Here is a 24619-nt window from a genome sequence, read left to right as displayed (position 1 = left end):
TTGCCGGTGGAGGAAGAGGCATCATGAAAGTAAAACGGTTTTTTGCTCAGACCATGGCAGAGGCGCTCAAGCAGGTCAGTGAACAGATGGGGCCGGACGCCGTGATCCTTTCCAATCGTCGGGTCGACGGCGGTGTCGAAATTGTGACGGCGCTGGACTATGACGAGAATATGGCGCGCCAGCGACTGGGCAACCAGGCAGAAGAAGCCACCAACGGGTCCCGCTTGGCCGAGATGCAGGCCGACCAGCACAGGCGTCTTGAGGACGAGCTGAGCCGGTCCCGGGACCGCATCCGTGAAGTACGGGAAAAGCGGGCATCGCAGGGCGCGAGCTACGCCGGTTCGTTCGCTGCCATTCAGGAAGAGGTGAGCGGTGGTTTTGGTGATATTGAACCTCTGCCACAGGCGCCGAGGGAAGCCTATTCCGATGAGCTGGCGCAGATGCGGGCCGAGATCAGCTCGCTCAGAGACATGATGCAGGGCCGTCGGCCGCAACCGGAGCCGGAGGTTTCTGCGACCACCGCCGTGCAGCAGAGGCTTGCCGAGCGCTTGCAGGAGTTCGGCCTCGGCAGTGATCTGGCGGGGTCAATTTCCCGTCGTCACAAGGCGGGGCGTCTGGAAGACGGTTGGAAGCAGTCCCTGAAAATACTGTGTACCGGGGTCCGGACCTCCCGCATGGAGTGGCTGGATGAGGGCGGCGCCTACGCGTTGGTGGGGCCGACAGGGTCCGGGAAAACCACCACCATCGGAAAACTCGCCGCTCGCTACGTGCTCAAGCATGGTTCCGATTCCGTGGCCCTGGTTACCACGGATCGCTATCGGGTGGCGGCGCACGAGCAGTTATTCGTGTTCGGTCGGATCCTGAATGTGCCGGTTCGGGTCGTGGATGAGAGCCACAGTCTGGACGATATTCTGGACGAGCTGTCAGACCGTCATCTGGTGCTGATTGATACCGCCGGACTGACCAGTGCGGACAAAGGCTATCAGGAACAGCTGGCCGAACTGGCTCGCAGCCATCACAATATCAAAACCCATCTGGTGGTCTCGGCAACCAGTCAGCCTCGCATCATGAAATCCGTGTGGCATTGCTATAAGATGGCAAATCTTGCGGGCTGTGTGATGACCAAAATCGACGAGGCCCTGACGCTGGGTGAGTCTCTCGGGTTTGTGATGGAAACCGGTCTGCCGGTAGCCTATTACACAGACGGCCAGAAGATTCCTGAAGACCTGCACCACGCAGAAGCCGTTCCGCTGGTGCGGTTGGCCGTGGATCGGCTGAAAACACTCCAGCAACAGCAAGCGGTCGCAGAGGGCCTGAAAGAGCACGCCTGAGACCGGACAGATTGACAGCAGGCGTCGGAGACAAAGCCGGCGAAACGTGGCGAGAGACCAAAAACAGTATGAGCAGAGCACATCCGGTACAGGTGATTGCAGTTTCCGGCGGAAAGGGTGGTGTCGGCAAGAGTAACGTGTCGGTGAACCTCGGAATTGCCCTGGCGCAGAAAGGCCGGAGAGTGGTGCTGCTCGACGCCGATCTGGGGCTGGCCAATATCGACGTCTTGCTGGGCATCACTGCCAATCGCAACCTCCAGGATGTTCTGGCCGGCGATTGTGATCTGAAGGACGTTCTGGTGAATGGACCCGGTGGCATCAAGATTGTCCCCGCCTCTTCCGGTACCCAACGAATGACCCAGCTCAGCCCCATGGAACATGCCGGGCTGATTAATGCGTTCAGCGAACTGGGTGATCAGATCGATGTCCTGATCGTTGATACCGCCGCCGGGATTTCCGAGTCAGTGGTCAGTTTTCTGAGAGCGTCTCAGGAGCTGCTGCTGGTTGTCTGCGACGAGCCGACCTCGATCACCGATGCCTATGCCCTGATCAAGCTGATGAACCGTGATTATGGAACCAACCGCTTCCGTATTCTTGCCAATCAGGTTCGGAATGAGCAGGAAGGCCGGCATCTGTTTGAAAAACTGACCCGGGTCACCGAGCGCTTCCTCGATGTGGCACTACAATACGTAGGAATAGTTCCCTACGATGAGGCCGTGAAGAAAGCGGTTCAGCGGCAGCGTGCGGTGCTGGACGCCTATCCCAGGGCGAAAGCTTCACTGGCCATCAAGGCGCTGGCGGACAAGGTAGATAGCTGGCCGTTGCCGTCCTCGCCCCGTGGGCATCTGGAATTTTTTGTGGAGCGGCTCGTCGAAGTCTGAATCGGATCCAGTCAAACAAAAAACCGGATACATGACATTGGCGAAAAACCTCGGAATCTATAACCAGTCAAGTGCGCAGAAGCCGGCTCAGCTCATTGAGCAGCACGCGCCGCTGGTCAAGAAAATTGCCCTTCACCTGATGGCTCGCCTGCCGGCGTCCGTCCAGCTTGAAGACCTGATGCAGGCCGGCATGATCGGTCTGCTCGAGGCCGCCCAGCGTTACAGTTCTACCAAAGGTGCTACCTTCGAGACTTACGCCGGTATCCGTATTCGCGGCGCCATGGTGGACGAAATCCGCAAGGGTGACTGGGTGCCACGTTCTGTTCATCGCAACGCCCGTCGCATTTCCCAGGCCATCAAGGCCGTTGAAGATAGACTTGGCCGCGAAGCCCACGACCAGGAAGTGGCCGAAGAGCTGGGTATGGGGCTACCCGAATACCACTCCTACCTTTCCGATTCCAACAGCGGTCGACTTTTTAGCCTCGACGAGCTCAATGAATCCGGAGAGCTGCCGATAGAACAGACAGAGACGCAGGATAATCCCCTTGAGGGGTTGTCCTCCGATGCCTTCCGGCGGAGCCTCGCTGAGGCGATTGAAGACCTGCCGGAGCGGGAAAAGCTGGTGTTGAGCCTTTACTACCAGGAAGAACTGAACCTCAAGGAGATTGGCGCGGTGCTCGGCGTCAGTGAGAGCAGGGTAAGCCAGATTCACAGCCAGGCAGCCCTGCGCCTTCGGGGACGGCTCTCGGATTGGCGTCAGGAATCGGACAACTGACCGCGTTCAGTCTGTGTCGCCAACGAGGTAGTCTGTAGTTTTTGGTAACCGATGCTTTACAACCGAAGCAAAGGTCCGACAATAAGCGGTTAAAACAGCGGCCTGCTAGACTTTGAACGCAAAGGTCAAACGAATTCCGGGTGTTACTAACTGGAGGTCCCATTGGACAAAAACATGAAAATCCTCATTGTGGACGACTTCTCCACAATGCGACGGATCATCAAGAACCTGCTGCGTGATCTTGGCTTCACCAACACCGATGAAGCTGACGACGGCAACACGGCACTGCCAATGCTCAAAAGCGGCAAATACGATTTTCTGGTGACCGACTGGAACATGCCTGGCATGTCAGGCTTCGACCTGCTCAAGGCCGTTCGGGCGGACGAGAATCTGAAAACCCTGCCGGTATTGATGGTAACTGCTGAGGCCAAGCGCGACCAGATCGTTGCCGCTGCCCAGGCAGGCGTAAACGGGTATGTGGTCAAGCCGTTCACCGCTGCCGTGCTCAAGGAAAAGATTGAGAAAATCTTTGAAAGAATCCAGTAACCAGAGGTCGGATGGCTCTCATGAGCGATAGCAAAAAGAACCATCGGGGCCTTGAACCGGAGGTGACGGAAAAGCTCCAGCGGCAGGCAGCGGAACTGGCCGAGAGTGTTGATGCGGGTGATTATGCCAAAGCCATGACCCTGATCAATGAACTCAGCGAAGTCAGGGATCAGAGTCTGTACCGTGAGGTAGGGCGGCTGACGCGGAGCCTGCACGAAGCAATCCGGAACTTCCAGATTGATCCCCGTAACGCCGAGCAACAGGAAGCACTGTCAAAGATGACAGATGCCTCTGATCGTCTCGAATACGTTGTGCAGATGACCGGTGAAGCAGCCAACCGGACCATGGACCTGGTTGAGGAAACCATGCCGGTGGCCAATGCCCTCAGAGACGAGGCCGCCGCGTTGCGTGATGAGTGGCAGCGCCTGCGTCGCCGGGAAATGCAGCCGGCTGAGTTTCGCGAGCTGTACGGCCGGATTGATCGCTTTTTTGTCAGCATGGCAACCGATGCCGACACCATGTACAGCAACCTGTCGGAAATCCTGCTGGCTCAGGATTATCAGGATCTGACAGGTCAGGTCATCCAGAAGGTCACCGCCCTTGTGAAAGAGGTTGAGGAGCAGATGCTCAGCCTGGTGGTGATGGCCAGTCATGTGGACCAGCTCACGGGCACGGTGCACCAGATTGAAGAAAAAGAAGAGTCTGCAGAGAAGGGCGTCGGGCCCCAGATCAAGGCCGATGAGCGTGAAGATGTAGTTTCGGGGCAGGACGACGTAGACGACCTGTTGTCCAGTCTCGGTTTCTGAATAATGAGGGTAACGCATGGCGTTTGATGCTGATGAAGAGATTTTGCAGGACTTCCTCGTAGAAGCCGGCGAGATCCTCGAAAAGCTGTCAGAGCAGTTGGTAGATCTTGAGCGACATCCTGACGACAGTGATCTGCTCAACGCCATCTTCCGTGGTTTCCATACCGTGAAAGGCGGAGCCGGCTTCCTTCAGCTTGAAGCGCTGGTGAACTGCTGCCATTCCGCGGAAAACGTTTTCGACATCTTGCGTAATCACAAGCGCAAGGTGGATTCCGAACTGATGGACGTGGTTCTAGAAGCACTCGACTACGTCAATGCCATGTTTGAGCAGGTCCGCAATCATGAGGAGCTGACACCGGCTCCGGACGAACTTATTGCCCGTCTGGATGCCCTGGCCCAGCCTGAAGGCGAGGGGGCACCGGCCGCTGCCGCTCAACCTGAGCAGGAAGAGAGCGAACCGGCAGAAGACGGTGGCGACATCACCGACGACGAGTTCGAACAGCTTCTGGACGCACTGCAGGACGAGAAATCAGCGGAGGTTTCCTCGGCTTCGAGCGCCGGATCGGCCGGCGGTGACCAGGAAAGTTCTGGAGACGACGAAATAACCGACGACGAATTCGAAGCGCTACTGGACCAACTGCACGGAAAAGGTCAGTTTGCCGGTGCGCCAGCTGGCGAGGAAGAGGCTTCTGGTAAAGAAGAAAAGCCGGCTGCCAAGGCCGGATCTGCTGGCGGCGACGACCTGATCACCGACGACGAATTCGAGAAACTGCTGGACGATCTTCACGGCAAGGGCGGAAGCCCGACCGCGGGCGGAGAGCCTTCAGCCTCGAAAGAGCCTGCAGCTCCAAAACAGCCCTCAGCGCCGAAACAGCCTGCATCTTCAAAAGAGCCGGCTTCACCGAAAGCAAACACGTCAAAGCCCGAAAAATCGAAGCCGGCCGAGAAGCCGGAAGCCAAAGGCGCTGCCGCACCGGCGATGCCTGCTCGCGAGAATGCTCCGGCCGCGGAAACGACGGTTCGTGTCGACACCAAGCGGCTCGATGACATCATGAATATGGTGGGTGAGCTGGTGCTGGTGCGTAACCGCTTGCAGCGTCTGGGTGCCGAAAGTGAAGACGAACACATGCACAAGGCGGTATCCAACCTGGATGTGGTTACGACTGATCTCCAGTCCGCCGTCATGCAGACCCGTATGCAGCCGATCAAAAAGGTGTTCGGCAGGTTCCCCCGCGTTGTGCGCGATCTCGCCAGAAACCTCAAGAAAGAGGTGAACCTGGTGATGCATGGCGAAGAAACCGATCTGGACAAGAACCTGGTTGAAGCGCTGTCTGATCCGCTGGTTCACCTGGTGCGGAATTCGGTGGACCACGGGATCGAGGCTCCGGAAGTCCGCGAGAAGGCCGGGAAGCCACGCCAAGGCACAGTTACCCTATCTGCCGAGCAGGAGGGGGACCATATCCTGCTGTTTATCGAGGATGACGGCGCGGGCATGGATCCGGAGGTCCTGCGCCGCAAAGCAGTCGAAAAGGGTATCTACGACCAGGACGCCGCGGACCGGCTGACCAATTCGGAGTGTTACAACCTTATTTTTGCCGCCGGATTCTCCACCAAGGAGCAGATTTCGGATGTGTCCGGTCGTGGCGTCGGCATGGATGTGGTGAAAACCAAGATTGGCCAGCTCAATGGCCAGTTGAGCATCGAATCCGAGCTGGGCAAGGGCTCTCGCATTGTCATCAAGGTTCCGCTGACGCTCGCCATCATGCCCACCCTGATGATCATGCTGGGCGATCAATCCTTTGCGTTGCCGCTGGTCAACGTGGTCGAGATTTTCCATCTGGACCTGACCAAGACCAACATCGTCGATGGGCGCGAGTGCATTGTGGTTCGGGATAAAGTCTTCCCGCTATTCCATATCAAGCGCTGGCTGGTTCGTGGCGGTGCTGGTCAGGAGGTGCCCGATAATGCCCATGTTGTCATTGTGGCTATGGGTACCAAGCAGGTCGGGTTCGTGGTCGACCAGCTGGTTGGTCAGGAAGAAGTGGTTATCAAGCCCCTCGGGCGAGCGCTCCAGGGTACGCCAGGCATGGCCGGTGCCACCATTACCGGCGATGGCCGGATTGCACTCATTATTGATGTGCCAAGCCTGTTGCAACATTACGGTTGAGCCGGGCCTTCCGGCGCTTTTTGCCAGAGAAGGCCGAAGAACGATGGATTGGGTAGGAGAAGTGGATGACAGTTTCTGTCCTGGTCGTTGACGATTCAGGGTTTTTTCGCAAACGGCTGACGGAAATCCTGACCAGCTCCGGCCAGATCAAAGTGGTAGGTGCTGCGACCAATGGTCGGGAAGGCGTTGAGCTGGCCGAGAAACTGCGTCCCGACGTGATTACCATGGATTATGAGATGCCCGTGATGGATGGCATCTCTGCCGTGCGCGAAATCATGCGCAAACATCCGATACCGGTGCTCATGTTCTCATCGCTCACCTATGAGGGCGCCCGGGTCACACTGGATGCGCTCGAGGCCGGCGCCGTTGATTTTCTGCCCAAGAATTTCGAAGAAATTGCCCGGGACAACAGTCAGCTTCAGAAAATCTTGATTGAGCGGATTCTGGATGTAGCCCGCAGTCGTCCCGGCAACCGTTCTCCTGCGCCTTCCCGCGCGGAACCTTCAGCTCCCGCCTCCCGGGCGCCGGAGCCTGCAGGGCGCCCGCGTCCGGAACCAGCACCGCGTCAGCGTCCTGATACCCGGGCTCCGGCAGCGTCGGCAGGTTCTCCGGGCGAAACCGAGGCCCCCAGGCGCCATGGCCGCCGTGGGCCGGCCAAGCATTACGCCGTTGTTGGCATTGGTACTTCAACCGGCGGCCCGGTTGCCCTGCAGCGGGTACTGACGGTGTTGCCGGCGACCTTCCCGGCACCGATTGTTCTGGTGCAGCATATGCCGGCGAGTTTTACTCCGGCCTTCGCCGAACGCCTTAACAAGCTCTGCCGGATTGAAGTCCGGCAGGCTGAGGATGGTGATGTGTTGCGGCCCGGCCTGGCTTTGCTGGCGCCCGGCGGCAAACAGATGATGGTCGAGAATCGGGGCGGACAGCCCAGGATCCGTATTCTGCCCGGAGACGAGCGGCTCAATTACAAACCCTGCGTGGACGTTACCTTCGGTTCTCTTGCCCGCAGCTTTCCGGGCAAGACGCTCGGCGTCATTCTTACCGGGATGGGCTCGGACGGCAAAGAAGGCTGTCGGATGATGAAGCAGAGCGGGTCGGATATATGGTCCCAGGATGAAAAATCGTCTGTGATCTACGGCATGCCGATGGCCGTTGCCAAGGCAGGGCTGACGGATGAGGTATTGTCCCTGGACGAGATCGGGCCACGCCTCGCTGAAGGTGTGTGCTGATGGATATCCTGAGCCTGCTCGGGGTCATACTGGCCTTTGCCGCAATTCTTGGCGGTAACCTGCTGGAAGGCGGAGCGGTTGGCTCACTGTTTAATGGGCCGGCGGCCATCATCGTCATCGGTGGCACTCTGGCCGCGACTATCCTGCAGACCTCGTGGCCCATGCTGAAGCGAGCCTTCACTCAGGTGCGCTGGGTCTTTTTTCCGCCGTTTATCAACCTTGAAGATGGCATCGGAAAAGTCATTGACTGGAGCGTCAAAGCCCGCAAGCAGGGCTTGCTGGGCCTTGAAGGTCTTGCCGAGCGCGAGCCGGAGCCCTTTGCCCGCAAGGGGTTGCAATTGCTGGTCGACGGTGCCGAAACCGAGACCATCAGGGGCATCATGGAAGTTGATCTGGAATCCCGTGAGCAGAGGGATCTGGAGTCGGCCAAGGTGTTCGAGGCCATGGGTGGTTACTCGCCAACCATCGGCATTATCGGGGCTGTCATGGGCCTGATCCAAGTGATGACCAACCTGGAGGATCCCCAATCCCTGGGTAGCGGGATCGCAACCGCCTTTGTAGCCACCATCTACGGTGTGGCGCTGGCCAACCTCCTGTTCTTCCCGGTCGCCAACAAGATGCGCGGTATCGTGCGGGAGCGCACCCGCTATGAGGACATGATGATCGATGGCCTGATTGCCATCGCCGAGGGTGAAAACCCGAAATCCATCGAATTGCGGCTGCGGGGCTTCCTGCAGTAAGCATGCGCAGGCCAACTTATGCGGCGCCGTAGGCAACCCCAGGATGATCTGCACAACAAGGAGCGGTGGCTGATTTCCTACGCGGATTTCATCACCCTGCTGTTCGCCTTTTTCGTCGTGATGTACTCGGTATCGTCCGTTAACGAAGGCAAATACAAAGTCCTTTCTGAAACCCTGACCGGCGTGTTCAATGCACCCCAGCGCTCCTTCCAGCCAATCGAGATTGGCGACCAGCCCCAGAGATCGCTGAATGCGCCTGCCGAGAACGTAATCCCGCCGGCCGTGACCGAAGCGCCCCGAAATCCGGAGATGGACGCGCAGGCGCGGACTGAAGCGCTGCGAGCCATGGCTGACCAGCTGTCCATGGAGTTTGATGAGCTGATCAACCAGGGCGTGGTGTCGCTTGAGACCAGCGACCAGTGGCTGGAGCTGAATCTGCCCAACAGTCTTTTGTTTGGCAGCGGCGATGCCGAGCCCCATTACGATGCGTTCGAGGTGGTCGAGAAAATCGCCACGGTTCTGAACAGCCGGGACAACGCTGTCAAAGTGGAAGGCTTCACCGATAATCAGCCGATCAGTACCTCCCGTTTTCCGTCAAACTGGGAATTGGCAGCCGCCCGGGCGGCTGCCATGGTCCGGATGCTGGTGATGGAGGGCATCGAGCCGGAACGTCTGGCGGCTGTCGGCTATGGCCAGTATCAGCCGGTTGCCCGGAATGACACTGAAGAAGGGCGCCGCAGAAACCGCCGGGTGGTATTGCTGATCTCCCGTGACGCCAGTATTCGCGGTGCCATGCGCTGACCCGATCGTCGGCAGATGCGTATAGAGCCATTGGCATGGTTCCTGTATTACTCCCCGTTAACAATAAGGCGCCGGCAACAGCTTGCCGGATTTTCCGAGGGCTGGTTCAAGTTGCCCGGGGAGTGGCCGATAAACGGGACTGTGGCAACGGTTAATTGCCGGCCACATCGATGTATTCTCTGGAGAATCAAAGCGTGCGAATCTGGGCAGTAGCCAATCAAAAAGGTGGTGTCGGTAAAACCACGAGTGTGGTCGCCCTGGGCGGCTTGCTTGCCGAACGCGGCAAGCGTGTTCTCGTTGTGGATCTGGACCCGCATGGCTCGCTCACCAGCTGGTTCGGGTACGATCCGGATACAATCGCGCACAGTGTTTTCGACCTGTTCCAGCACCAGGGCAAGGTTCCGGAAGGGCTACCCGCCCAACTGATTACGGAGACCAGCTGCAAGGGCCTGTCCCTTTTGCCGGCGAGTGCAGCCCTGGCTACCCTTGAGCGACGAATGATCGGCGTGGAAGGCATGGGGCTGATCATTTCCCGGGCCCTGACTCAGCTTTGGGACGACTTTGATTATGTTCTGCTCGACAATACTCCCTCTCTGGGGGTTCTGATGGTTAACGCCCTTGCGGCAGCCCAGCATCTGATCATTCCCGTGCAAACCGAATTTCTGGCCATCAAGGGCCTGGAGCGCATGCTCCACACCCTGAAGATGATCATGCGTTCCCAGAAAAACGAACTTTCTTACACCATTGTGCCCACCTTGTATGACCGGCGGACACAGGCGTCGGTGAAAAGCCTGAACCTGTTGCGGAAGACCTACCGCGAGTCCCTCTGGCAGTTTGCGATTCCGGTGGACACCAAGTTCCGGGATGCCAGCCAGGGCGGCACAACACCGTCCGCGCTGGATGCCGAAACCCATGGTGTCCGCGCCTACAGTCATCTGCTGGATGATCTCATGGCCCGGGTGGGCAGGGTGAAGGAGCGTCAGCATGGCTGACGATAAATTGACACGGCTGGCGGATCCGGAAACTGCCATTGCCAGTTATCTTGACGAACTGCTGCACACGGCCACTGATACAGCGCTTCGGGAGGAAGTCGAAGCGCCGGAACCGGTGAAACCTGCACCTCCGGAACCGCGGGTAGCAACTCGCACGAAAACGGCATCTGTGCCAAGCGTCGAAAAACCGGCGGCAAGACCTGAACCACCCAAACGGGTCCGGGAAACGCCTGCGGAACCAGAGCGGCCAGTGGTGCGACAGGCGCCCGAAGCGCCGGTGCCGAAGGCAAGGATTGAAGCTCAGCCTGCGCCGGAGCCGGCCGCGCCGCCGTCCCGCCCGGAGTGGTCAGAACAGCCCTTTGAGTGCCTCATTTTCACGGTGGCCGGTCTGCAGCTGGCGGTGCCTCTGATTCTGCTCGGTGCCATTCACCGCATTGAAGAAGAGATCCGGCCCATCCCGGGAAGTCCACGCTGGTACATGGGAATCCGCCCGGACCGGGATCAGAACCTGAGGGTGGTGGATACCGCCGAATGGATCATGGCAGGGCGGGTGCCGCCCGATGCCCGGGACAACTACCGGTTTGTGATCCGGCTGGATAACAGCGACTGGGGGTTGGCCTGTGATGACGTCGCCCAGTCCTTCACCCTCCGGCCGGACGAAGTGCGTTGGCGCACAGCCCGCAGCAAGCGTCCATGGCTGGCTGGCACGGTGATTGACCACATGTGTGCGCTGATTGATGTGCGCACCATGGCAGACTTGCTGGTGAGGGCGGAAAGAGAGCACCATCTGGATCTGAGCTGACGCAAACAATGGTTACTGAATGAAACCGAGCCGTGCTGGCACGGTTTGTGCCCTTAACTATAGTATTGGGCACTGATGATATTTTTTTGACGATCAGGTTGCCCGCCGGGCAGCCCAAGAGGAGAAACATCGCTATGGCATCCCCGAGCGGACAAACCAATCAGGCCCAGGACGATCAGGTACTGCAGTACGTTACCTTCCGGCTGGATGATGAGACCTACGGTCTGAACGTCATGCAGATTCAGGAAGTGCTGAGATACACGGAGATTGCTCCGGTTCCGGGGGCCCCGGATTATGTGCTCGGCATCATCAACCTTCGGGGTAACGTGGTTACCGTTATCGACACCCGCCGGCGCTTTGGCCTGGCCGATGCCGAAGTAACCGATGCCACCCGGATTGTGGTTATGGAATCTGCCAACCAGGTTATGGGCATTCTGGTGGATTCTGTCGCCGAGGTGGTGTACCTGAAAGCCAGCGAAATTGAAACTGCACCGAACGTGGGTAACGAGGAAAGTGCCAAATTTATCCAGGGCGTGTGCAACAAGGATGGCGAACTGATCATTCTGGTTGAGTTCGACAAGATGCTGTCAGACCACGAGTGGGCTGAAATCGCGGCACTGTGATCCGGGGCAACCCGCTACAGGCCTCACGATGGATGCCTTCCGTGGCAATTAACGGGAGACATCCGTCATGTTTGCAGAAATTCCTTCATACCTTCCCTGGGCGCTGACTGTTGCGGCCCTGTCTCTGGTTTTCGTTCAGGGCCTGGTTCTCGGGCGCCAGGTACGTAGCCTCCGAGCAACGCTGAAAGAGCGCTGTGATACCCTTGGCCGGGAACTGCATGCCACCACCAGTGGCAGCATGGGGGTAGGGCAGCGGTTGGTTAGCTGTGAGCGTCAGTTGCACGAGCTGAGGACCACGCTCGACGAAATGCGCCAGAACGATCCGCTGCGAATCTCTTACGATGAAGCCTCTCGACTGGTTGATCTCGGCGCCGATATCGACGATCTTATGAACACGTGCGGAATTTCCCGTCCCGAGGCCGAGCTGGTGTCAGCACTCAGAAAACGTCAGGCGGCCTGATACCAAGCCGTTACGGACGTTGTTGAATGAAGAGAGTCTATCCGAGGGCCCTTGAGGCCCTTCGATCTGTATCCCGCCATGATTTTGTTTCCGGTTCCGACCTGGTTGCCTCGATAACCGGCCACTCCATTCCCCGCGAAGAAACTGTCAGCCACATTCTCTCCCTGCTCCCGGAAATAGAACCGGATCAGATGGTGATGCACGTGGGCGGTGGCTCAGGCTATTTTGCCGCTGTGCTGTCCGGGCTCGCCCATCGGGTCCTGTACGTGGAGCGGAATGCCGTTGTCGCCGAGGCTGCCAGAGAGCGGTTTGTCCGCCTGGGTATGCACAATGTGGATGTCGTTGTTGCCCGTGCGGAAGAGGCGCCCGAGCCTGATCCACTCTGTGATCTCGTTTTGTGTACCTCGTTTGTCAGGGACCAGACTGCCCTGGCGCACCTGGTTCGTGAGGGGGGCGCCTGGTGTGTCTTGAAGGGCGAGCGGGACCCGTCCCGAGCCTGGCCATGTTCGAAAAACAGGGTGCCAAGCTCAAGCGTGTGCGCACCCTGGGCTGGGTCGACTTCAACCGTAACGTCGAGCAGATCCTCATTGATCAGGGTGTCGTGGACGAAGCGGTCCTGGCCGAGGCAAAGGCGGAGGCAGCGAAGCAGAATTGCCGGCTGCTGGACGTGCTCCGCCGGAAACTGAATCTTGAAGAGATTGATCTCTACCGTTCTCTTGCCCGTCAGCGGGGCATGACCTTCACCGATGCGGACGAGCTTCTGCCGGATCTCCATCCGGCGCTTTTCCGGCGATTTTCCCGAACGTTTCTGGATCTCTCACGACTGATACCCATCGCCGAGGAAGATGGTCGGATCACGGTTGTGACCGACGATCCCGATGCGCGCACTGATCAGCTCGAGCGGTTGAGTCCTAACCAGGTGGTTGACTGCCTGCTGGTTACACCGACGGACTTTCGTCGGCTCTGGTCAGCTCTTGATCTGACTGCCAAAGGGCGCCGCTTTGCAGCGGATCAGGAACCAACCCCGAACCAGGCGGCGGACCCGACTGGCAGCAAGGATCAGCTTCTGGGCAAGGATCCGAAAAACAAGCACGTCAGCCCCTATCTGGTGTCTGTCTACGAAGCCATTCTGATGGACGCTGTAAGTGAAAAAGCCAGCGACATCCATATAGAACAGTACGGTGACCGGATTCGCATTCGCCTTCGGGTGGATGGCGATCTCCATGATCTGCCCCAGTACCAGCTGTCGGCCCGGGAGATGAAAGGGGTGATTAACGTCATCAAGCTGCGGGCAGAGCTGAACATCGCCGAGCACCGGCTGCCCCAGGGTGGGCGGTCCCGGCTGCAGCTCGGCGATATGGCCTACGATCTGCGGATACAGACCCAGCCTTCGCTCCATGGCGAACATGCCGTTATACGTCTGCTGCCGCAGACCGGCCGCGCCATGACCATTGCCGAACTTGGCATGTCATCCATGATCGGTGCCCGTTATCAGCGCTTGCTGGATAACCCGGCGGGACTGGTGCTGGTGGTCGGTCCGACCGGGTCAGGCAAGTCCACCACGCTGTATGCGGGGCTGCAGACCCTTGCCGATGACGGCCGCCGGAAAGTTATCACGGTGGAAGACCCCATCGAGTACTCCATCGACAACATTCAACAAACCCGGGTCAGATCAGAAATTGGCTTTGGTTTCGCCGATGCCATGAGGGCGTTTGTCCGGGAAGATCCGGATGTCATTCTGGTGGGCGAGATCCGTGACCAGGAAACCGCTCTGGAGGCGATACGGGCCTCCCAGACCGGCCACGTGGTTCTGTCCACGCTGCACTGCAACGACGCGGTGGATTCACTGCAGCGCTTGTATGATCTGGGTATCCACCCGAATTCCATTGCCGGTGAGCTGCTGGCTGTCATCGCCCAGCGGCTGGCCAAGCGCATCTGCAAGCATTGTTGCCAGCCTGCAGAGCCGGACCCGGTGATTCTGTCCGAGGTGTTTCCCGACGGCCCGCCCGCGGATTTCCGGTGTTTTCAGGGCGCCGGTTGTGACAAATGCAACGGCCGCGGCACCCAGGGTCGAGTGGCAATTGTCGAGTACATGGAAGTCGATTCGGACATCCGGAACGCCATTTCCAGCCAACCGCCCATCGGGGAGCTGCGCTGGCGAGCTCTTGATGCCGGCCTGGTGACCATGCGGGACAGCGCCCTGGACCATGTGATTGAAGGCATTATTCCGCTTTCCGAACTGCCGCGGATTCTCCCGAGGGAGCGCATGGCACCGGAAGTTCGGGGCGGCCGCAGGAGTCAGGAATGAGCAACAAGCAATCTGTTAACAAGGCGGCCCAGCGGGAGCCCGTGGAGGTAGTCTACGCCGCGGAGCTGGACAAGCTCAGGAGTATGGATCATGGCCCGGTGCCACCAGGCTGGCAGATGTCGCCGCGGGCGGTGGAAAAGTTCGTCATGGGGGATGAGAAACTCGGCATTGAGCGGAAGTTCGTTGCCGACCGGGCCATGGTGGTCCGGATCATCATTTCCCTGTGCACCAGCCGCGGCTGCCTTCTGGTCGGCGAGCCGGGTACCGCCAAATCCTGGTTGTCGGAGTTGCTGGCCGCCGCCATTTCGGGAAGCTCCACGTTAACCTTGCAGGGTGGGGCGGTGAGCAGCGTCGGGCAACTGCTGTATAGCTGGAACGAAGCGGTACTGCATACCGAGGGCCCCTGCCTGAAGGCGTTGGTACCCAGCCCCTTGCTGCGGGGCATGATGGAAGGGCAAATGGTCCGGTTTGAAGAGATCGCCCGCTGCCCACAGGCGCTGCAGGATGCGCTGCTCTCTGTGCTGTCCGACAGGGTGGTGGTGATTCCCGAGCTGGCGGGCGAGGACGGTGTGGTGCTCGCGCGGGAAGGTTTTAACGTTATCGCCACGTCCAACAGTATCGACGAGGGTGTGCACCGGATGAGCGCTGCCCTGAAGCGGCGAATGGACTTCGAGGAAATCCGGCCTATCCGTCATCTGGCCGACGAGATGGATGTTGTGCTCCGGGAGGTCCGCAGGGCCAACAGTCGGGCTGGCATCGAGGTGGCGCTGGAAGAATCGGTGGTCGAGATTCTGGTGACCATGTTCCACGAGCTGCGCAATGGCCAGACCCTGGACGGACGCAGCACCGATCGCCTCGCCGGTTCGGCTCTTTCCACCGCGGAAGCCGTGTCGGTCGCTCACGCGGCCAGCCTCAACGCCTGGTATTACGGTGGCGGAAGCATCACGGTTGAGCAGCTGATGCACCACATCATCGGCTCGGCCCTGAAGGACCAGCCGGAGGACCGGCGCCGGCTGCGTCATTACTTTGAAACCACCGTGGCGCCAAGGCGTGGCGACAACTGGCAGCAGGCCTGGGCGCTCCGATCACTGATTCACTGAATCATCCGACTCGCCGGGTCTGCGATCGTCTGGGGTTAGCCCGCGAATGTGGAAGGCAAACGCCAGGATTTCCGCAATCACCCGGTACAGCGACTCGGGAATTTCTTCGTTCAGTGACAGGCGCGCCAGAATGCTGGCCAGCTCCGCATTTTCATAAAGGGGAACATTGTGCTCCCGGGCGATGCGGATGATCTCTTCCGCCAGCTCATGGGTGCCGGTGGCGCTGATGGTTGGCGCTTTCTCGCCATCGTACTTGAGCGCAACGGCGGCTCTGCTGTGATGCTCTGTCTCTGAGGTCATGCCCGGGTATCCACCAGTCTGTGTTCGAGTCGGGTGACGCCGCTTTGCGGCGTGCCGCGGCGGCAATCCAGGTCTGTCACTTCCAGGCCCAGATCGGTTAGGCTCTGTCGCAACGCGGGAAGCTCCTGGTTCACCTGACGCAGGGTTGTCTGTTTTTCTGCCCAGACCCGGGCGCTCACTGCCTGTTGGCGAAGGGCAACATCGAAATGCAGGGAGCCAGCCTCATCCAGGTCCATGGTCAGTGAAAGCCGCCACTCGGCTGTGGTGGTTTTCGCGGATCGGGTTTCCGATTCCCGGTCTTCGGGATATTGTTCGATCCGGACCTGCGCCAGCCTCGGTTCATTCTGTGGCGTCAGCCATGGCAGATCGAGTACGAGGGTAGAGGCAGGTGCGGGCCCTGCTGCATCGCCGCCACCGCGGGCAGTAAGTACCTGGCTGTGCAACTGGTTGACGGTGATCCGGTTGAGCATTCCGGCCAGCAGGCGGAGCATCTGCCCGACGCTGGGCGCTTCGCCACTGCCGGGGGCCTGGGGTGTGGCCAGCGGTTGGGGAAATTGCAGCGGCGCCTGCATCAGCTCCGGCGTCGAGATAGGTGTCAGCCGGTTGAAGTGTTCTGGTGTACTGCCCTGTTGGGCAAGCAAGGCGGTGATCACTCTACCCAGCGCCAGCTTGAGATCGGGCAACTGGGCAGAGGGTGCCTGGGCCAGTCGCGACTCGGCGAACAGGCCACTTTCTGAAAGCCATTGCCGGACCTGTTGCGATGTCGTGTCCTGGCTGCCAGAACCGGGAGTCAGACTGTTCCCCGAAGGCAGCCTCGCCATCATTTGTTCAATAGCCTGTCTGGCGGCCTCCGGCAGAGGTTGGGGGCCTCGCGATGAGGGCAGTTGGCCCGGTAGCGGGTCTTGCCGGAGGCCTTGTGTGAGAGTGCCCAGCAGCCTTGCCAGTCCACCATCCAGGGTTTGCTGCCAGGGCAGTCGCTGGGCCAGCGCTCGGGCGATACCGGCTTCGGGTGCGGGTGCCAGTTTGCCCATCAGCTGCAGCTCATTGCCGGCCCGCATCACTTTTACCCAGTCACCGGTTGCCAGTTCAGTCTTGCCGACGGCCGCCTGAACCAGAAGAGACTTGCCGCGAATGTCCAGTAACAGGTCCGCGCTGTTACCGCCCTGACGGTTGATGATCTCGGCCACCCGGGCCAGGGTGGTTTCCCGGTTCGTCAGCTGCAGCTGATCGAGCAGTTGCCGCGCTGATGCGGCCGCGGGCTCCCGGGCCGCTTCGGTTGAGACTGAAGGCCGGGACGTCTGTGTTGCAGGCTGGGCTGGAGGTGTCGGGGGCTGTTGTCCGTTGGGTAGTTTCATCGTCACTGATTTGATGTTGGACAAGAGTAATCCGCCGGCGCTTTTGTTATAATACTCCGCGCCGGCAGGTCATGCGCGAACAATGTTCATGGTCGCCGCTGTCACGAATGCACCCGATGCCGTCTTCACGCGCATCGTCCTGGTTACGGGGTCCTGATGTCTGAGCCGTTATTACAGGCTGTCGATCTGCAGTGCGAGCGGGATGAACGGATCCTGTTCCGTGACCTGTCGTTCTCCATACTGCCCGGTACGGTCGCCCGTGTCGAGGGGCCGAACGGCTCCGGCAAGACCACGCTGCTGCGAATGCTGGCCGGCCTGAACGACGCCTGGTCCGGCAATCTGCTCTGGTGCGGCAAGTCCAGGTCTGCCCAGCGGGAAGAATTCCTCCGCAATACCCTGTATCTTGGCCACCGGCCTGGCATAAAGCCGTTGCTGACACCGATGGAGAATCTCCGGGCACTGACGGCCGGGCGGCGGCCGCTGCCAGATCCCGTTCTGCGTCAGGCGCTTGATGGCACCGGATTGACCGGGTTCCAGGATGTGCCCTGTCGCAATCTTTCGGCGGGGCAGCAAAGACGGGTTGCCCTGGCGCGCCTGTTGATTGCCGACGAGCCGCTCTGGCTGCTGGATGAAGTTTTTACCGCCATTGATGCCAGCGGTGTCAGCGCCATTGAACAGCTGCTTCAACAACGGGCTGCCGAGGGAGGTGCGGTGGTAGTGACGACCCATCACGATCTCAGATTGCCCGGTATGCAACGCATTGTGTTGGGCGGAGGGTCGACCGATGAATGCTGATTGCAGGCCGGCACTGACTTTGCGGCAAGACACCGTCGGTGCGCTGGCGGCAATGCAGACCGTGTTTGCCCGGGATATGAAGGTGGCCTTCCGGCAGCGCCAGGATCTGCTCAATCCGCTGTTGTTTTTTGTCATGGTCGTAACCCTTTTTCCCCTGGGGGTTAGCCCGGAAGTGTCATTTCTGCGGGAGGCCGGGGCCGGTATCCTGTGGGTAGCGGCGTTGCTATCGGTGTTGTTGTCGCTGGACCACCTGTTTCGCCATGATTTTGACGACGGCACGCTCGAGCAACTTGTGCTTCAGCCCCAGCCCCTGTTTCTACTGGTACTGGCGAAAACAGCGGCGCACTGGGTGTTAACAGGCTTGCCGCTGGTGGTGCTAACGCCGGTTTTGGGCGTAATGGTCCATCTTGACGGGAACTCCATCGGAGTTTTGTGTCTAACGCTGCTGATCGGTACACCGGTGCTGAGTCTGATCGGGTCAATCGGCGCGGCGCTGACGCTTGGATTACGGTCGGCAGGGGTGCTCTTGTCTCTGTTGATCATTCCGCTGTACATTCCCGTCCTGATTTTCGGAACAGGTACGGTGGCTTCGGCCGCAGAGGGCGCTCCCGTGGGAGCCTATCTGGCCCTGATGGGCGCGTTTCTGGTGCTGGCACTGACCCTGGCACCCTTTGCATCGGCAGCGGCGCTGCGTATCAGCCTGTTCAACGGGTAAAACAAGGTAACGGTAGGACGGTAACCATCTGATGTGGCAATTTTTTCACAAGCTGGGTTCTCCCAAATGGTTCTTCGGGATTGCAGCCCGGCTGATGCCCTGGCTACTGGCAGGTGGCATCCTGCTGTTGATGGCAGGCATTGTCTGGGGGCTGGCCTATGCTCCCAAGGATTACCTGCAAGGCAACAGCTACCGCATTATTTTCATCCACGTCCCTACGGCCTTTCTCGCCCAGTCGGTCTACGTGATGATGGCGGTGGCGGCTGTCGTCACTCTGGTCTGGCGCATGAAGCTGGCGGATGTATTCGTCAAGTCGGTCGCACCGGTGGGGCTGGTACTGACCTTTCTTTCCCTGTTTACCGGAGCGGTCTGGGGTAAGCCCACCTGGGGTACCTGGTGGGTCTGGGATGCCCGGCTGACCTCGATGCTGATTCTTCTGTTCCTGTACGGTGGTGTCATTGCCCTGGACAGGGCAATCAACGACGAAAAATCCGCGGCGCGGGCTGTATCGGTGCTGGTTCTGGTCGGGGTGGTGAATATACCGATTATCCAGTACTCCGTTGAATGGTGGAATACGTTACATCAGCCGTCGACGTTCAAACTGACTGAAAAGCCGTCCATGCCGGCGGAAATGTGGGTACCGCTGCTCCTTTCGGTACTCGGGCTGTACCTGCTGTTCGGCTGGCTGGCCTGTTTGCGTATGCAGACCGAGATTCTTCTGCGCGAGCAGAGAACGCGCTGGGTTAAAGATTATGTGTTGGCCGGGAGGGGCTGAAGCATGGCATTTGAATCCTTTTCGGCATTTATGGTGATGGAAGGTCACGGGCCCTATGTCTGGGCCTGTTACGCCGTATTTTTCCTGCTGATGATCGGCCTTATGGTATGGTCTCTGCGTCGCCGCAACGCCGCTATTGAGGCCTGCCGTCGCGGTTATGAGTTTCAGGCAGGCCGGCAGGACCCGCAGGCTGCGTCAGCTTCGGCAGCGTCCTTCACCCGCGTCAAGGTTTCCCAAGACTGAAAGGCAGATATCTGATGCATCCAATCCGAAAAAAGCGACTGACTATTGTCCTGTTCCTGCTGGTGGGGCTGGCCATCGCTGTGGGTCTGACCACCTATGCGCTGCGACAGAACATCAATCTGTTCTACGACCCCACCCAGATTTCCGCCGGCGAAGCGCCGGTGGATGTCAGAATCCGGGCCGGTGGTATGGTCGAGGAGGGCTCGGTTCTGCGTGATCCGGACAGCCTGATGGTTGAGTTCAAGGTGACCGACTTCAACGCGTCTGTGCCGGTTCAGTACACCGGTATCCTTCCGGATCTGTTTGCCGAGGGGCAGGGTGTGGTTGCCATGGGCAGGCTGAATGAAAGTGGCCGCTTTGTGGCCGATCAAGTGCTGGCCAAGCACGATGAAAACTATATGCCGCCGGAAGTCGCGGATGCGCTGGAGAAGGCCTCGAAGGGTCGGCATGCAGCCAGTGGCAGTGCGGAAACCGTGTCCTACTAACCGATTTATCTAACAGCCTGGTTTCTGGAGGCCTTTAATGTATCCCGAACTCGGACAGCTTGCACTGATTCTCGCACTGTTGTTGGCAGTGCTTCTATCTGTAGTCCCTTTGGCCGGTTCTTTGACCGGCAGAAACAATCTTCAGGCGTTCGCCAGGCCGCTGGCGTCCGGCGTGTTTGTCTTCGTGGGGCTTGCTTTTGCCGTCTTGACCCATGCCTTCGTGACTGACGACTTTTCGGTGGCCTATGTGGCCAATAACAGTAACAGCCTGTTGCCCTGGTATTACAAGTTCAGCGCTGTTTGGGGCGGTCACGAGGGCTCGCTGCTACTCTGGATACTGATGCTGGCGGGCTGGACGTTGGCGGTCGCTATTTTCAGCCGTCGCCTGCCGGCGGTGATGATCTCCCAGGTGCTCTCGGTGCTGGGCATGGTCTGCGTCGGCTTCCTACTGTTTATCGTGATTACCTCCAATCCGTTCGACCGTTTGTTGCCCAATGTGCCCGCCGATGGCGCAGATCTGAACCCCTTGCTCCAGGATTTCGGGCTGATCGTGCATCCGCCGATGCTCTACATGGGCTATGTCGGCTTTGCCGTTGCTTTCGCTTTTGCCATTGCTGCGCTGATCAATGGCCGCCTCGATGCCGCCTGGGCCCGTTGGTCGCGCCCCTGGACCACGGTTGCCTGGGCCTTTCTCTCTCTGGGTATCGCCCTCGGGAGCTGGTGGGCCTACTACGAGCTGGGCTGGGGCGGCTGGTGGTTCTGGGATCCGGTCGAAAATGCATCGTTGCTGCCCTGGTTGTCGGGGACTGCACTCATGCACTCGCTGGCCGTTACCGAGAAGCGCGGCGTGTTCAAGAGCTGGACCGTACTGCTTGCCATTGTCACCTTTTCACTAAGTCTGCTGGGCGCTTTCCTGGTCCGTTCCGGCGTGCTCACCTCTGTGCATTCTTTTGCGGCGGACCCGGAGCGGGGCACCTTCCTGCTGGGCCTGCTGGCAGTAACGGTGATCGCAAGCCTGGCGCTCTATGCGTTCCGGGCGCCGGTGGTTCACGTCCGGTCGCGCTACGGCTCGTTTTCCCGAGAGGTTTTCCTGCTTCTTAACAACGTACTGTTGGTTTCCGCCACGATTCTGGTGGCGGTCGGCACACTGTATCCGCTGGTTCTTGATTATCTGGAACTGGGCAAACTGTCGATCGGTGAACCGTTCTTCAATCTGACGTTCAGCCCACTGGCCGTCGCAACGGGCCTGTTGCTGGGCGCTGGTATCTTCTCCCGCTGGAAGAAAACCGATGGTGGCTGGCTGGCGCGCAAACTGCTGTGGCCCTTGGCAATCAGCATCGTTGCCACCACGGCGGTCCTGATCGGCTATGGTGGGTTCAAGCCCTGGGCTTTCCTCGGCGTGTTTTCTGCCATGTGGGTAACCGTTGCTACTTTCTGGGATCTCTGGGAAAAATCATCGTCCCGAAAAGGCCGTCTGCACGGCCTCAAGCGGCAGTCCCGCAGCTATTACGGCATGGTGCTCGGGCATCTGGGCCTGGCCATTACCATGGCGGGGGCTACGGTGGTTTCCAACTACGGCATTGAGCGTGATGTTCGCATGGTGCCGGGCGATGTCGCGACCGTCGGCGATTATCATTTTGTATTCAGGGATATCGGCGCGCGCCAGGGCGCTAACTTTACGGCTCAATATGGCACCTTCGATGTCATGTTGGATGGCGAGCGTGTTTCCGTGCTTCATCCCGAGAAGCGCCAATACTCCGTGGGGATGAGCGTCATGACCGAGGCCGATATCGACGCCGGTCTGTTCCGGGACATCTACGTGGCCACTGGTGAGCGCATCACCGACGAGGCTTGGGCCATCCGGCTGCAATACAAGCCGCTTGTTCGCTGGCTCTGGCTGGGCTCGCTGTTTATGGCAGCCGGCGGCTTCCTGGCTATCGCTGATCGCCGCTACCGCATCCGGGAGGGAGCTGACACGAAGGTGCAGACCGATACTGTCGCGCCTGAGCCAGGTTCTGCGACGTCCGCTGGAGTTACCTCATGAAGCGGTTCCTGCTCTTTCTGCCACTGCTGATTGCCCTTGTTGTTGGTGTCGTGCTGTTCGCGGGTATCGGCAAGGATCCGACCAAACTGGAATCGGCTCTGGTTGGCAAACCGGTGCCAGAGTTCAGTCTGAAAGATTTGCACAACGCTGATGTCGTGCTCGATCAGAGCCTGTTTCGTGGCCAGGTCACTCTGCTGAATGTCTGGGGCACTTGGTGCCCCGCCTGCAAGGACGAGCACGACGACCTGATGTGGCTGGCCGAAGAGAAAGGCGTCAACATCATTGGTCTCAACTACAAGGACAACCGCGAGGATGCGCTGTTGTGGCTTGACCGTTTGGGCGACCCTTACCGGAAAATCATCTATGACCCCCGGGGCACACTCGGGTTTGATCTGGGGGTATACGGCGCGCCGGAAACCTTCGTGATTGATGCCGAAGGCGTGGTTCGCTATCGCCATGTGGGTGTGGTCAATAAGGCGGTCTGGGAACAAACGCTGCTGCCTGTGTTCAATGACGCTCAGGGGAATGGCTGATGGTCCGGATCGTTTATTTGATGTTGGTGCTTCTGCTTTCCGGTGCCGCTGCAGCCGAGGTGGCCGACGTATACGATTTTTCGGATCGGGCTCAGGAGCAGCGTTACCAAAACCTGATCGCGGAATTACGCTGCCCGAAATGCCAGAACCAGAACATCGCCGATTCCAACGCGCCTATCTCCAAGGATATGCGCGATGCGGTCTACCGGATGATGAAAGACGGCGCCAGCAACGAGGAGATCGTTGAGTCCTTGGTAGGCCGATTCGGTGAGTTTGTCCGCTACAAGCCGGAATTCGATAGCCGGACCTTTTTACTCTGGGCGACCCCGGCCATTACTGTGCTGGGTGGGCTTCTCGTGGTGGCCGGTGTGGTCATCCGCTCCCGGCGGGCCGGGCCGGAAAGCCCAGCGCTGAGTGCCGAAGAAAAAGCCCGGGTCGACAAAATGCTGGCAGACCGGGACAGATGGTCCTGACGCTGGCTTTACCCGGAATGCCCTGGTCGCCACCTCATTCTTAATTCTGAACCTGTGATTGAAACTCCATGACTGACACTTTCTGGATTGCTGCAACGGTACTGATCATTCTTGCCCTTATGTTTGTGATGTACCCGGTCTTTTTCCATCAGCTGGGTGCGAGAAAACAGACGGATCTGAAAAACCAGAACCTGATGGCCTACCGCTCCCGGATGAAGGAACTCGATAGCGAATACGAGGCCGGTATTCTGGATGACGAGAATTACCGCCAGCTCAAGGGAGAGCTCGCCGGCAGCATGCTGGACGATGTGCCGGAACAGGAACAGGCGCGGCCTGTAATCCGTGGCCGAAAAAGTGCCATGGCAGTGGCGCTGGTGGCGATTCTTCTGATCCCGGCGGCTACCGTTTACCTATATGAGCGTTGGGGGGCGATGGACCGGGTTGAGCAGTTCATCACCATGGAGGAGATGGGCGCCACCGACGGATTCAGACAGGCCCAGATGATTGAACTGTCAGGACAGCTCCGGGACCGGCTGGAAGCCAGCCCGGATAATCCGGATGGCTGGGCAATGCTGGGGCGCACCTACATGCGACTGGAGCGCTATGATGATGCGGCCTGGGCGTTCAGGCAACTGGCCAACAATGTCAGTGACGATGAGCGGGCAGAAGCCGTCGCTTATGGTCTTTCTGCCCAGGCGCTGTTCTTCGGTAGCCAGGGTGCCATGACGGAAGAGGTCACCGCGGCCATTGAACAGGCTCGTGACCTGAACCCGGATGAAGTCAATGCCCTGGGATTGCTGGGTATCAATGCCTTCAGCCAGGAGAATTACCGGGAAGCCATCGAGTTCTGGGAGCGAATACAAACCGTTGCACCGGACCACCCGCAGATCGCGTCCATACAGGAAGGGATTCGTGAAGCCTACACCCGTCTGGGTGAGGAACCGCCGGCGCGGGTGGCCGAACCTGAAGCATCCGGTGTCGGGGTTACTGTTCGAGTGACGCTCGCCGAGGACTTGCAGGACCAGGTGCCGGCGGATACCACGCTGTTTCTTTTTGCGCGTCAGGCCAATGTCCGGCAGGGGCCTCCGCTGGCCGTTGCGCGGCTGACAGCAGACCAGTTGCCGGTGGAAATTCGCCTGGACGACCGGTATGCGATGTCACCCCAGGCCACCATTTCCAGTGTTGACCAGGTCGTCGTGACGGCCCATCTCAGTCGTTCCGGCAGTGTCAACGCACAGGCGGGTGACTGGCAGGGCAGCACCGACACGCCCGTGGCGGTAAACGAAAGCCAGGACGCGCCGGTAGCGGTTGTGATCGATCAGCAACTGATCGATTAATCT

At 59.2% G+C, this 24619-nt stretch carries 26 protein-coding genes and 1 pseudogene; 25 read left to right on the top strand and 2 right to left on the bottom strand.

The window, feature by feature from the left end:
* The first annotated feature begins 23 nt into the window (after positions 1 to 23).
* The 16 genes and pseudogenes from flhF (at position 24) to ACGK9W_RS09035 (ending at position 15561) form a co-directional block, all read left to right on the top strand.
* Positions 24 to 1331 carry a flagellar biosynthesis protein FlhF gene (gene flhF / locus ACGK9W_RS09110; RefSeq protein ID WP_405420484.1) on the top strand — a complete coding sequence of 436 codons (1308 nt, stop codon included), beginning with the start codon at positions 24 to 26 and terminating at the stop codon, positions 1329 to 1331.
* Between the two features lie 68 nt (positions 1332 to 1399).
* Entirely contained in the window at positions 1400 to 2212 is an 813-nt protein-coding gene (locus ACGK9W_RS09105) for a MinD/ParA family protein (protein WP_041646273.1), read from the top strand.
* Positions 2213 to 2243: 31 nt separating this feature from the next.
* Positions 2244 to 2987 carry an RNA polymerase sigma factor FliA gene (locus ACGK9W_RS09100; RefSeq protein WP_014577616.1) on the top strand — a complete coding sequence of 248 codons (744 nt, stop codon included), beginning with the start codon at positions 2244 to 2246 and terminating at the stop codon, positions 2985 to 2987.
* Between the two features lie 162 nt (positions 2988 to 3149).
* Positions 3150 to 3533, top strand: coding sequence for a chemotaxis response regulator CheY (gene cheY, locus ACGK9W_RS09095; RefSeq protein ID WP_008173086.1), 384 nt, complete (start codon positions 3150 to 3152; stop codon positions 3531 to 3533).
* 20 nt (positions 3534 to 3553) lie between these two features.
* Entirely contained in the window at positions 3554 to 4339 is a 786-nt protein-coding gene (locus tag ACGK9W_RS09090) for a protein phosphatase CheZ (protein WP_053115437.1), read from the top strand.
* Between the two features lie 16 nt (positions 4340 to 4355).
* A complete protein-coding gene (locus ACGK9W_RS09085; RefSeq protein ID WP_008173088.1) occupies positions 4356 to 6506 on the top strand; it encodes a chemotaxis protein CheA in 2151 nt (716 codons plus the stop codon).
* A gap of 65 nt (positions 6507 to 6571) precedes the next feature.
* Positions 6572 to 7735, top strand: a complete 1164-nt coding sequence (gene cheB / locus ACGK9W_RS09080) for a chemotaxis response regulator protein-glutamate methylesterase (protein WP_062782277.1) — start codon at positions 6572 to 6574, stop codon at positions 7733 to 7735.
* Positions 7735 to 8475, top strand: coding sequence for a flagellar motor protein (locus ACGK9W_RS09075; protein ID WP_008173090.1), 741 nt, complete (start codon positions 7735 to 7737; stop codon positions 8473 to 8475). The genes cheB and ACGK9W_RS09075 overlap by 1 nt, the downstream gene beginning before the upstream one ends.
* Positions 8476 to 8493: 18 nt before the next feature.
* The gene (gene motD, locus ACGK9W_RS09070; RefSeq protein WP_286802506.1) at positions 8494 to 9276 is read left to right on the top strand and encodes a flagellar motor protein MotD; all 783 of its coding nucleotides are present in this window, start codon (positions 8494 to 8496) and stop codon (positions 9274 to 9276) included.
* A gap of 194 nt (positions 9277 to 9470) precedes the next feature.
* The gene (locus tag ACGK9W_RS09065) at positions 9471 to 10268 is read left to right on the top strand and encodes a ParA family protein (protein ID WP_405420475.1); all 798 of its coding nucleotides are present in this window, start codon (positions 9471 to 9473) and stop codon (positions 10266 to 10268) included.
* Complete coding sequence (locus ACGK9W_RS09060; protein ID WP_288366761.1) at positions 10261 to 11070, top strand: chemotaxis protein CheW; 810 nt, start codon at positions 10261 to 10263, stop codon at positions 11068 to 11070. Before ACGK9W_RS09065 ends, ACGK9W_RS09060 begins: the two co-directional genes overlap by 8 nt.
* A 134-nt stretch (positions 11071 to 11204) precedes the next feature.
* On the top strand, positions 11205 to 11693 hold the full coding sequence (locus ACGK9W_RS09055; RefSeq protein ID WP_008173094.1) for a chemotaxis protein CheW: 489 nt from the start codon (positions 11205 to 11207) through the stop codon (positions 11691 to 11693).
* A gap of 67 nt (positions 11694 to 11760) precedes the next feature.
* The gene (locus ACGK9W_RS09050) at positions 11761 to 12153 is read left to right on the top strand and encodes a DUF2802 domain-containing protein (protein ID WP_053112462.1); all 393 of its coding nucleotides are present in this window, start codon (positions 11761 to 11763) and stop codon (positions 12151 to 12153) included.
* 26 nt (positions 12154 to 12179) lie between these two features.
* A pseudogene (locus ACGK9W_RS09045) lies at positions 12180 to 12542 on the top strand (protein-L-isoaspartate O-methyltransferase family protein); the annotation flags it as partial.
* A gap of 113 nt (positions 12543 to 12655) precedes the next feature.
* Entirely contained in the window at positions 12656 to 14461 is a 1806-nt protein-coding gene (locus tag ACGK9W_RS09040) for a GspE/PulE family protein (protein WP_405420470.1), read from the top strand.
* A complete protein-coding gene (locus tag ACGK9W_RS09035) occupies positions 14458 to 15561 on the top strand; it encodes an AAA family ATPase (protein ID WP_286802499.1) in 1104 nt (367 codons plus the stop codon). The genes ACGK9W_RS09040 and ACGK9W_RS09035 overlap by 4 nt, the downstream gene beginning before the upstream one ends.
* On the opposite strand, the gene ACGK9W_RS09030 is transcribed toward ACGK9W_RS09035, so the two are convergent.
* The gene (locus tag ACGK9W_RS09030) at positions 15547 to 15861 is read right to left on the bottom strand and encodes an EscU/YscU/HrcU family type III secretion system export apparatus switch protein (RefSeq protein WP_014577604.1); all 315 of its coding nucleotides are present in this window, start codon (positions 15859 to 15861) and stop codon (positions 15547 to 15549) included. The two genes, ACGK9W_RS09035 and ACGK9W_RS09030, sit on opposite strands and share 15 nt — an antisense overlap.
* Positions 15858 to 17240: a flagellar hook-length control protein FliK gene (locus ACGK9W_RS09025; protein WP_405420466.1), complete on the bottom strand. Its 1383-nt coding sequence runs from the start codon at positions 17238 to 17240 to the stop codon at positions 15858 to 15860. The genes ACGK9W_RS09030 and ACGK9W_RS09025 overlap by 4 nt, the downstream gene beginning before the upstream one ends.
* Positions 17241 to 17372: 132 nt before the next feature.
* On the opposite strand from ACGK9W_RS09025, the gene ccmA reads away from it, so the two are divergent.
* The 9 genes from ccmA (at position 17373) to ccmI (ending at position 24616) form a co-directional block, all read left to right on the top strand.
* A complete protein-coding gene (ccmA, locus tag ACGK9W_RS09020; RefSeq protein WP_053112454.1) occupies positions 17373 to 18011 on the top strand; it encodes a cytochrome c biogenesis heme-transporting ATPase CcmA in 639 nt (212 codons plus the stop codon).
* The gene (ccmB, locus tag ACGK9W_RS09015; RefSeq protein ID WP_405420462.1) at positions 18001 to 18726 is read left to right on the top strand and encodes a heme exporter protein CcmB; all 726 of its coding nucleotides are present in this window, start codon (positions 18001 to 18003) and stop codon (positions 18724 to 18726) included. Before ccmA ends, ccmB begins: the two co-directional genes overlap by 11 nt.
* Positions 18727 to 18757: 31 nt before the next feature.
* Complete coding sequence (gene ccmC / locus ACGK9W_RS09010) at positions 18758 to 19501, top strand: heme ABC transporter permease CcmC (RefSeq protein ID WP_008173103.1); 744 nt, start codon at positions 18758 to 18760, stop codon at positions 19499 to 19501.
* Between the two features lie 3 nt (positions 19502 to 19504).
* Positions 19505 to 19744 carry a heme exporter protein CcmD gene (gene ccmD / locus ACGK9W_RS09005; protein ID WP_053112452.1) on the top strand — a complete coding sequence of 80 codons (240 nt, stop codon included), beginning with the start codon at positions 19505 to 19507 and terminating at the stop codon, positions 19742 to 19744.
* Positions 19745 to 19758: 14 nt separating this feature from the next.
* Entirely contained in the window at positions 19759 to 20229 is a 471-nt protein-coding gene (gene ccmE, locus ACGK9W_RS09000) for a cytochrome c maturation protein CcmE (protein WP_104270017.1), read from the top strand.
* Positions 20230 to 20266: 37 nt separating this feature from the next.
* On the top strand, positions 20267 to 22273 hold the full coding sequence (locus tag ACGK9W_RS08995) for a heme lyase CcmF/NrfE family subunit (RefSeq protein ID WP_008173106.1): 2007 nt from the start codon (positions 20267 to 20269) through the stop codon (positions 22271 to 22273).
* Positions 22270 to 22806, top strand: coding sequence for a DsbE family thiol:disulfide interchange protein (locus ACGK9W_RS08990; RefSeq protein ID WP_008173107.1), 537 nt, complete (start codon positions 22270 to 22272; stop codon positions 22804 to 22806). The genes ACGK9W_RS08995 and ACGK9W_RS08990 overlap by 4 nt, the downstream gene beginning before the upstream one ends.
* Positions 22806 to 23279, top strand: a complete 474-nt coding sequence (locus ACGK9W_RS08985) for a cytochrome c-type biogenesis protein (RefSeq protein WP_008173108.1) — start codon at positions 22806 to 22808, stop codon at positions 23277 to 23279. The genes ACGK9W_RS08990 and ACGK9W_RS08985 overlap by 1 nt, the downstream gene beginning before the upstream one ends.
* A gap of 68 nt (positions 23280 to 23347) precedes the next feature.
* A complete protein-coding gene (ccmI, locus tag ACGK9W_RS08980; protein WP_405420456.1) occupies positions 23348 to 24616 on the top strand; it encodes a c-type cytochrome biogenesis protein CcmI in 1269 nt (422 codons plus the stop codon).
* Positions 24617 to 24619: the final 3 nt, after the last annotated feature.

It is taken from the genome of Marinobacter flavimaris (assembly GCF_045057155.1).
Taxonomy (GTDB): Bacteria; Pseudomonadota; Gammaproteobacteria; order Pseudomonadales; family Oleiphilaceae; genus Marinobacter; species Marinobacter manganoxydans.
Note: the sequence above shows the minus strand (reverse complement) of the source record. Positions and strands in the feature narration are given on the sequence as shown.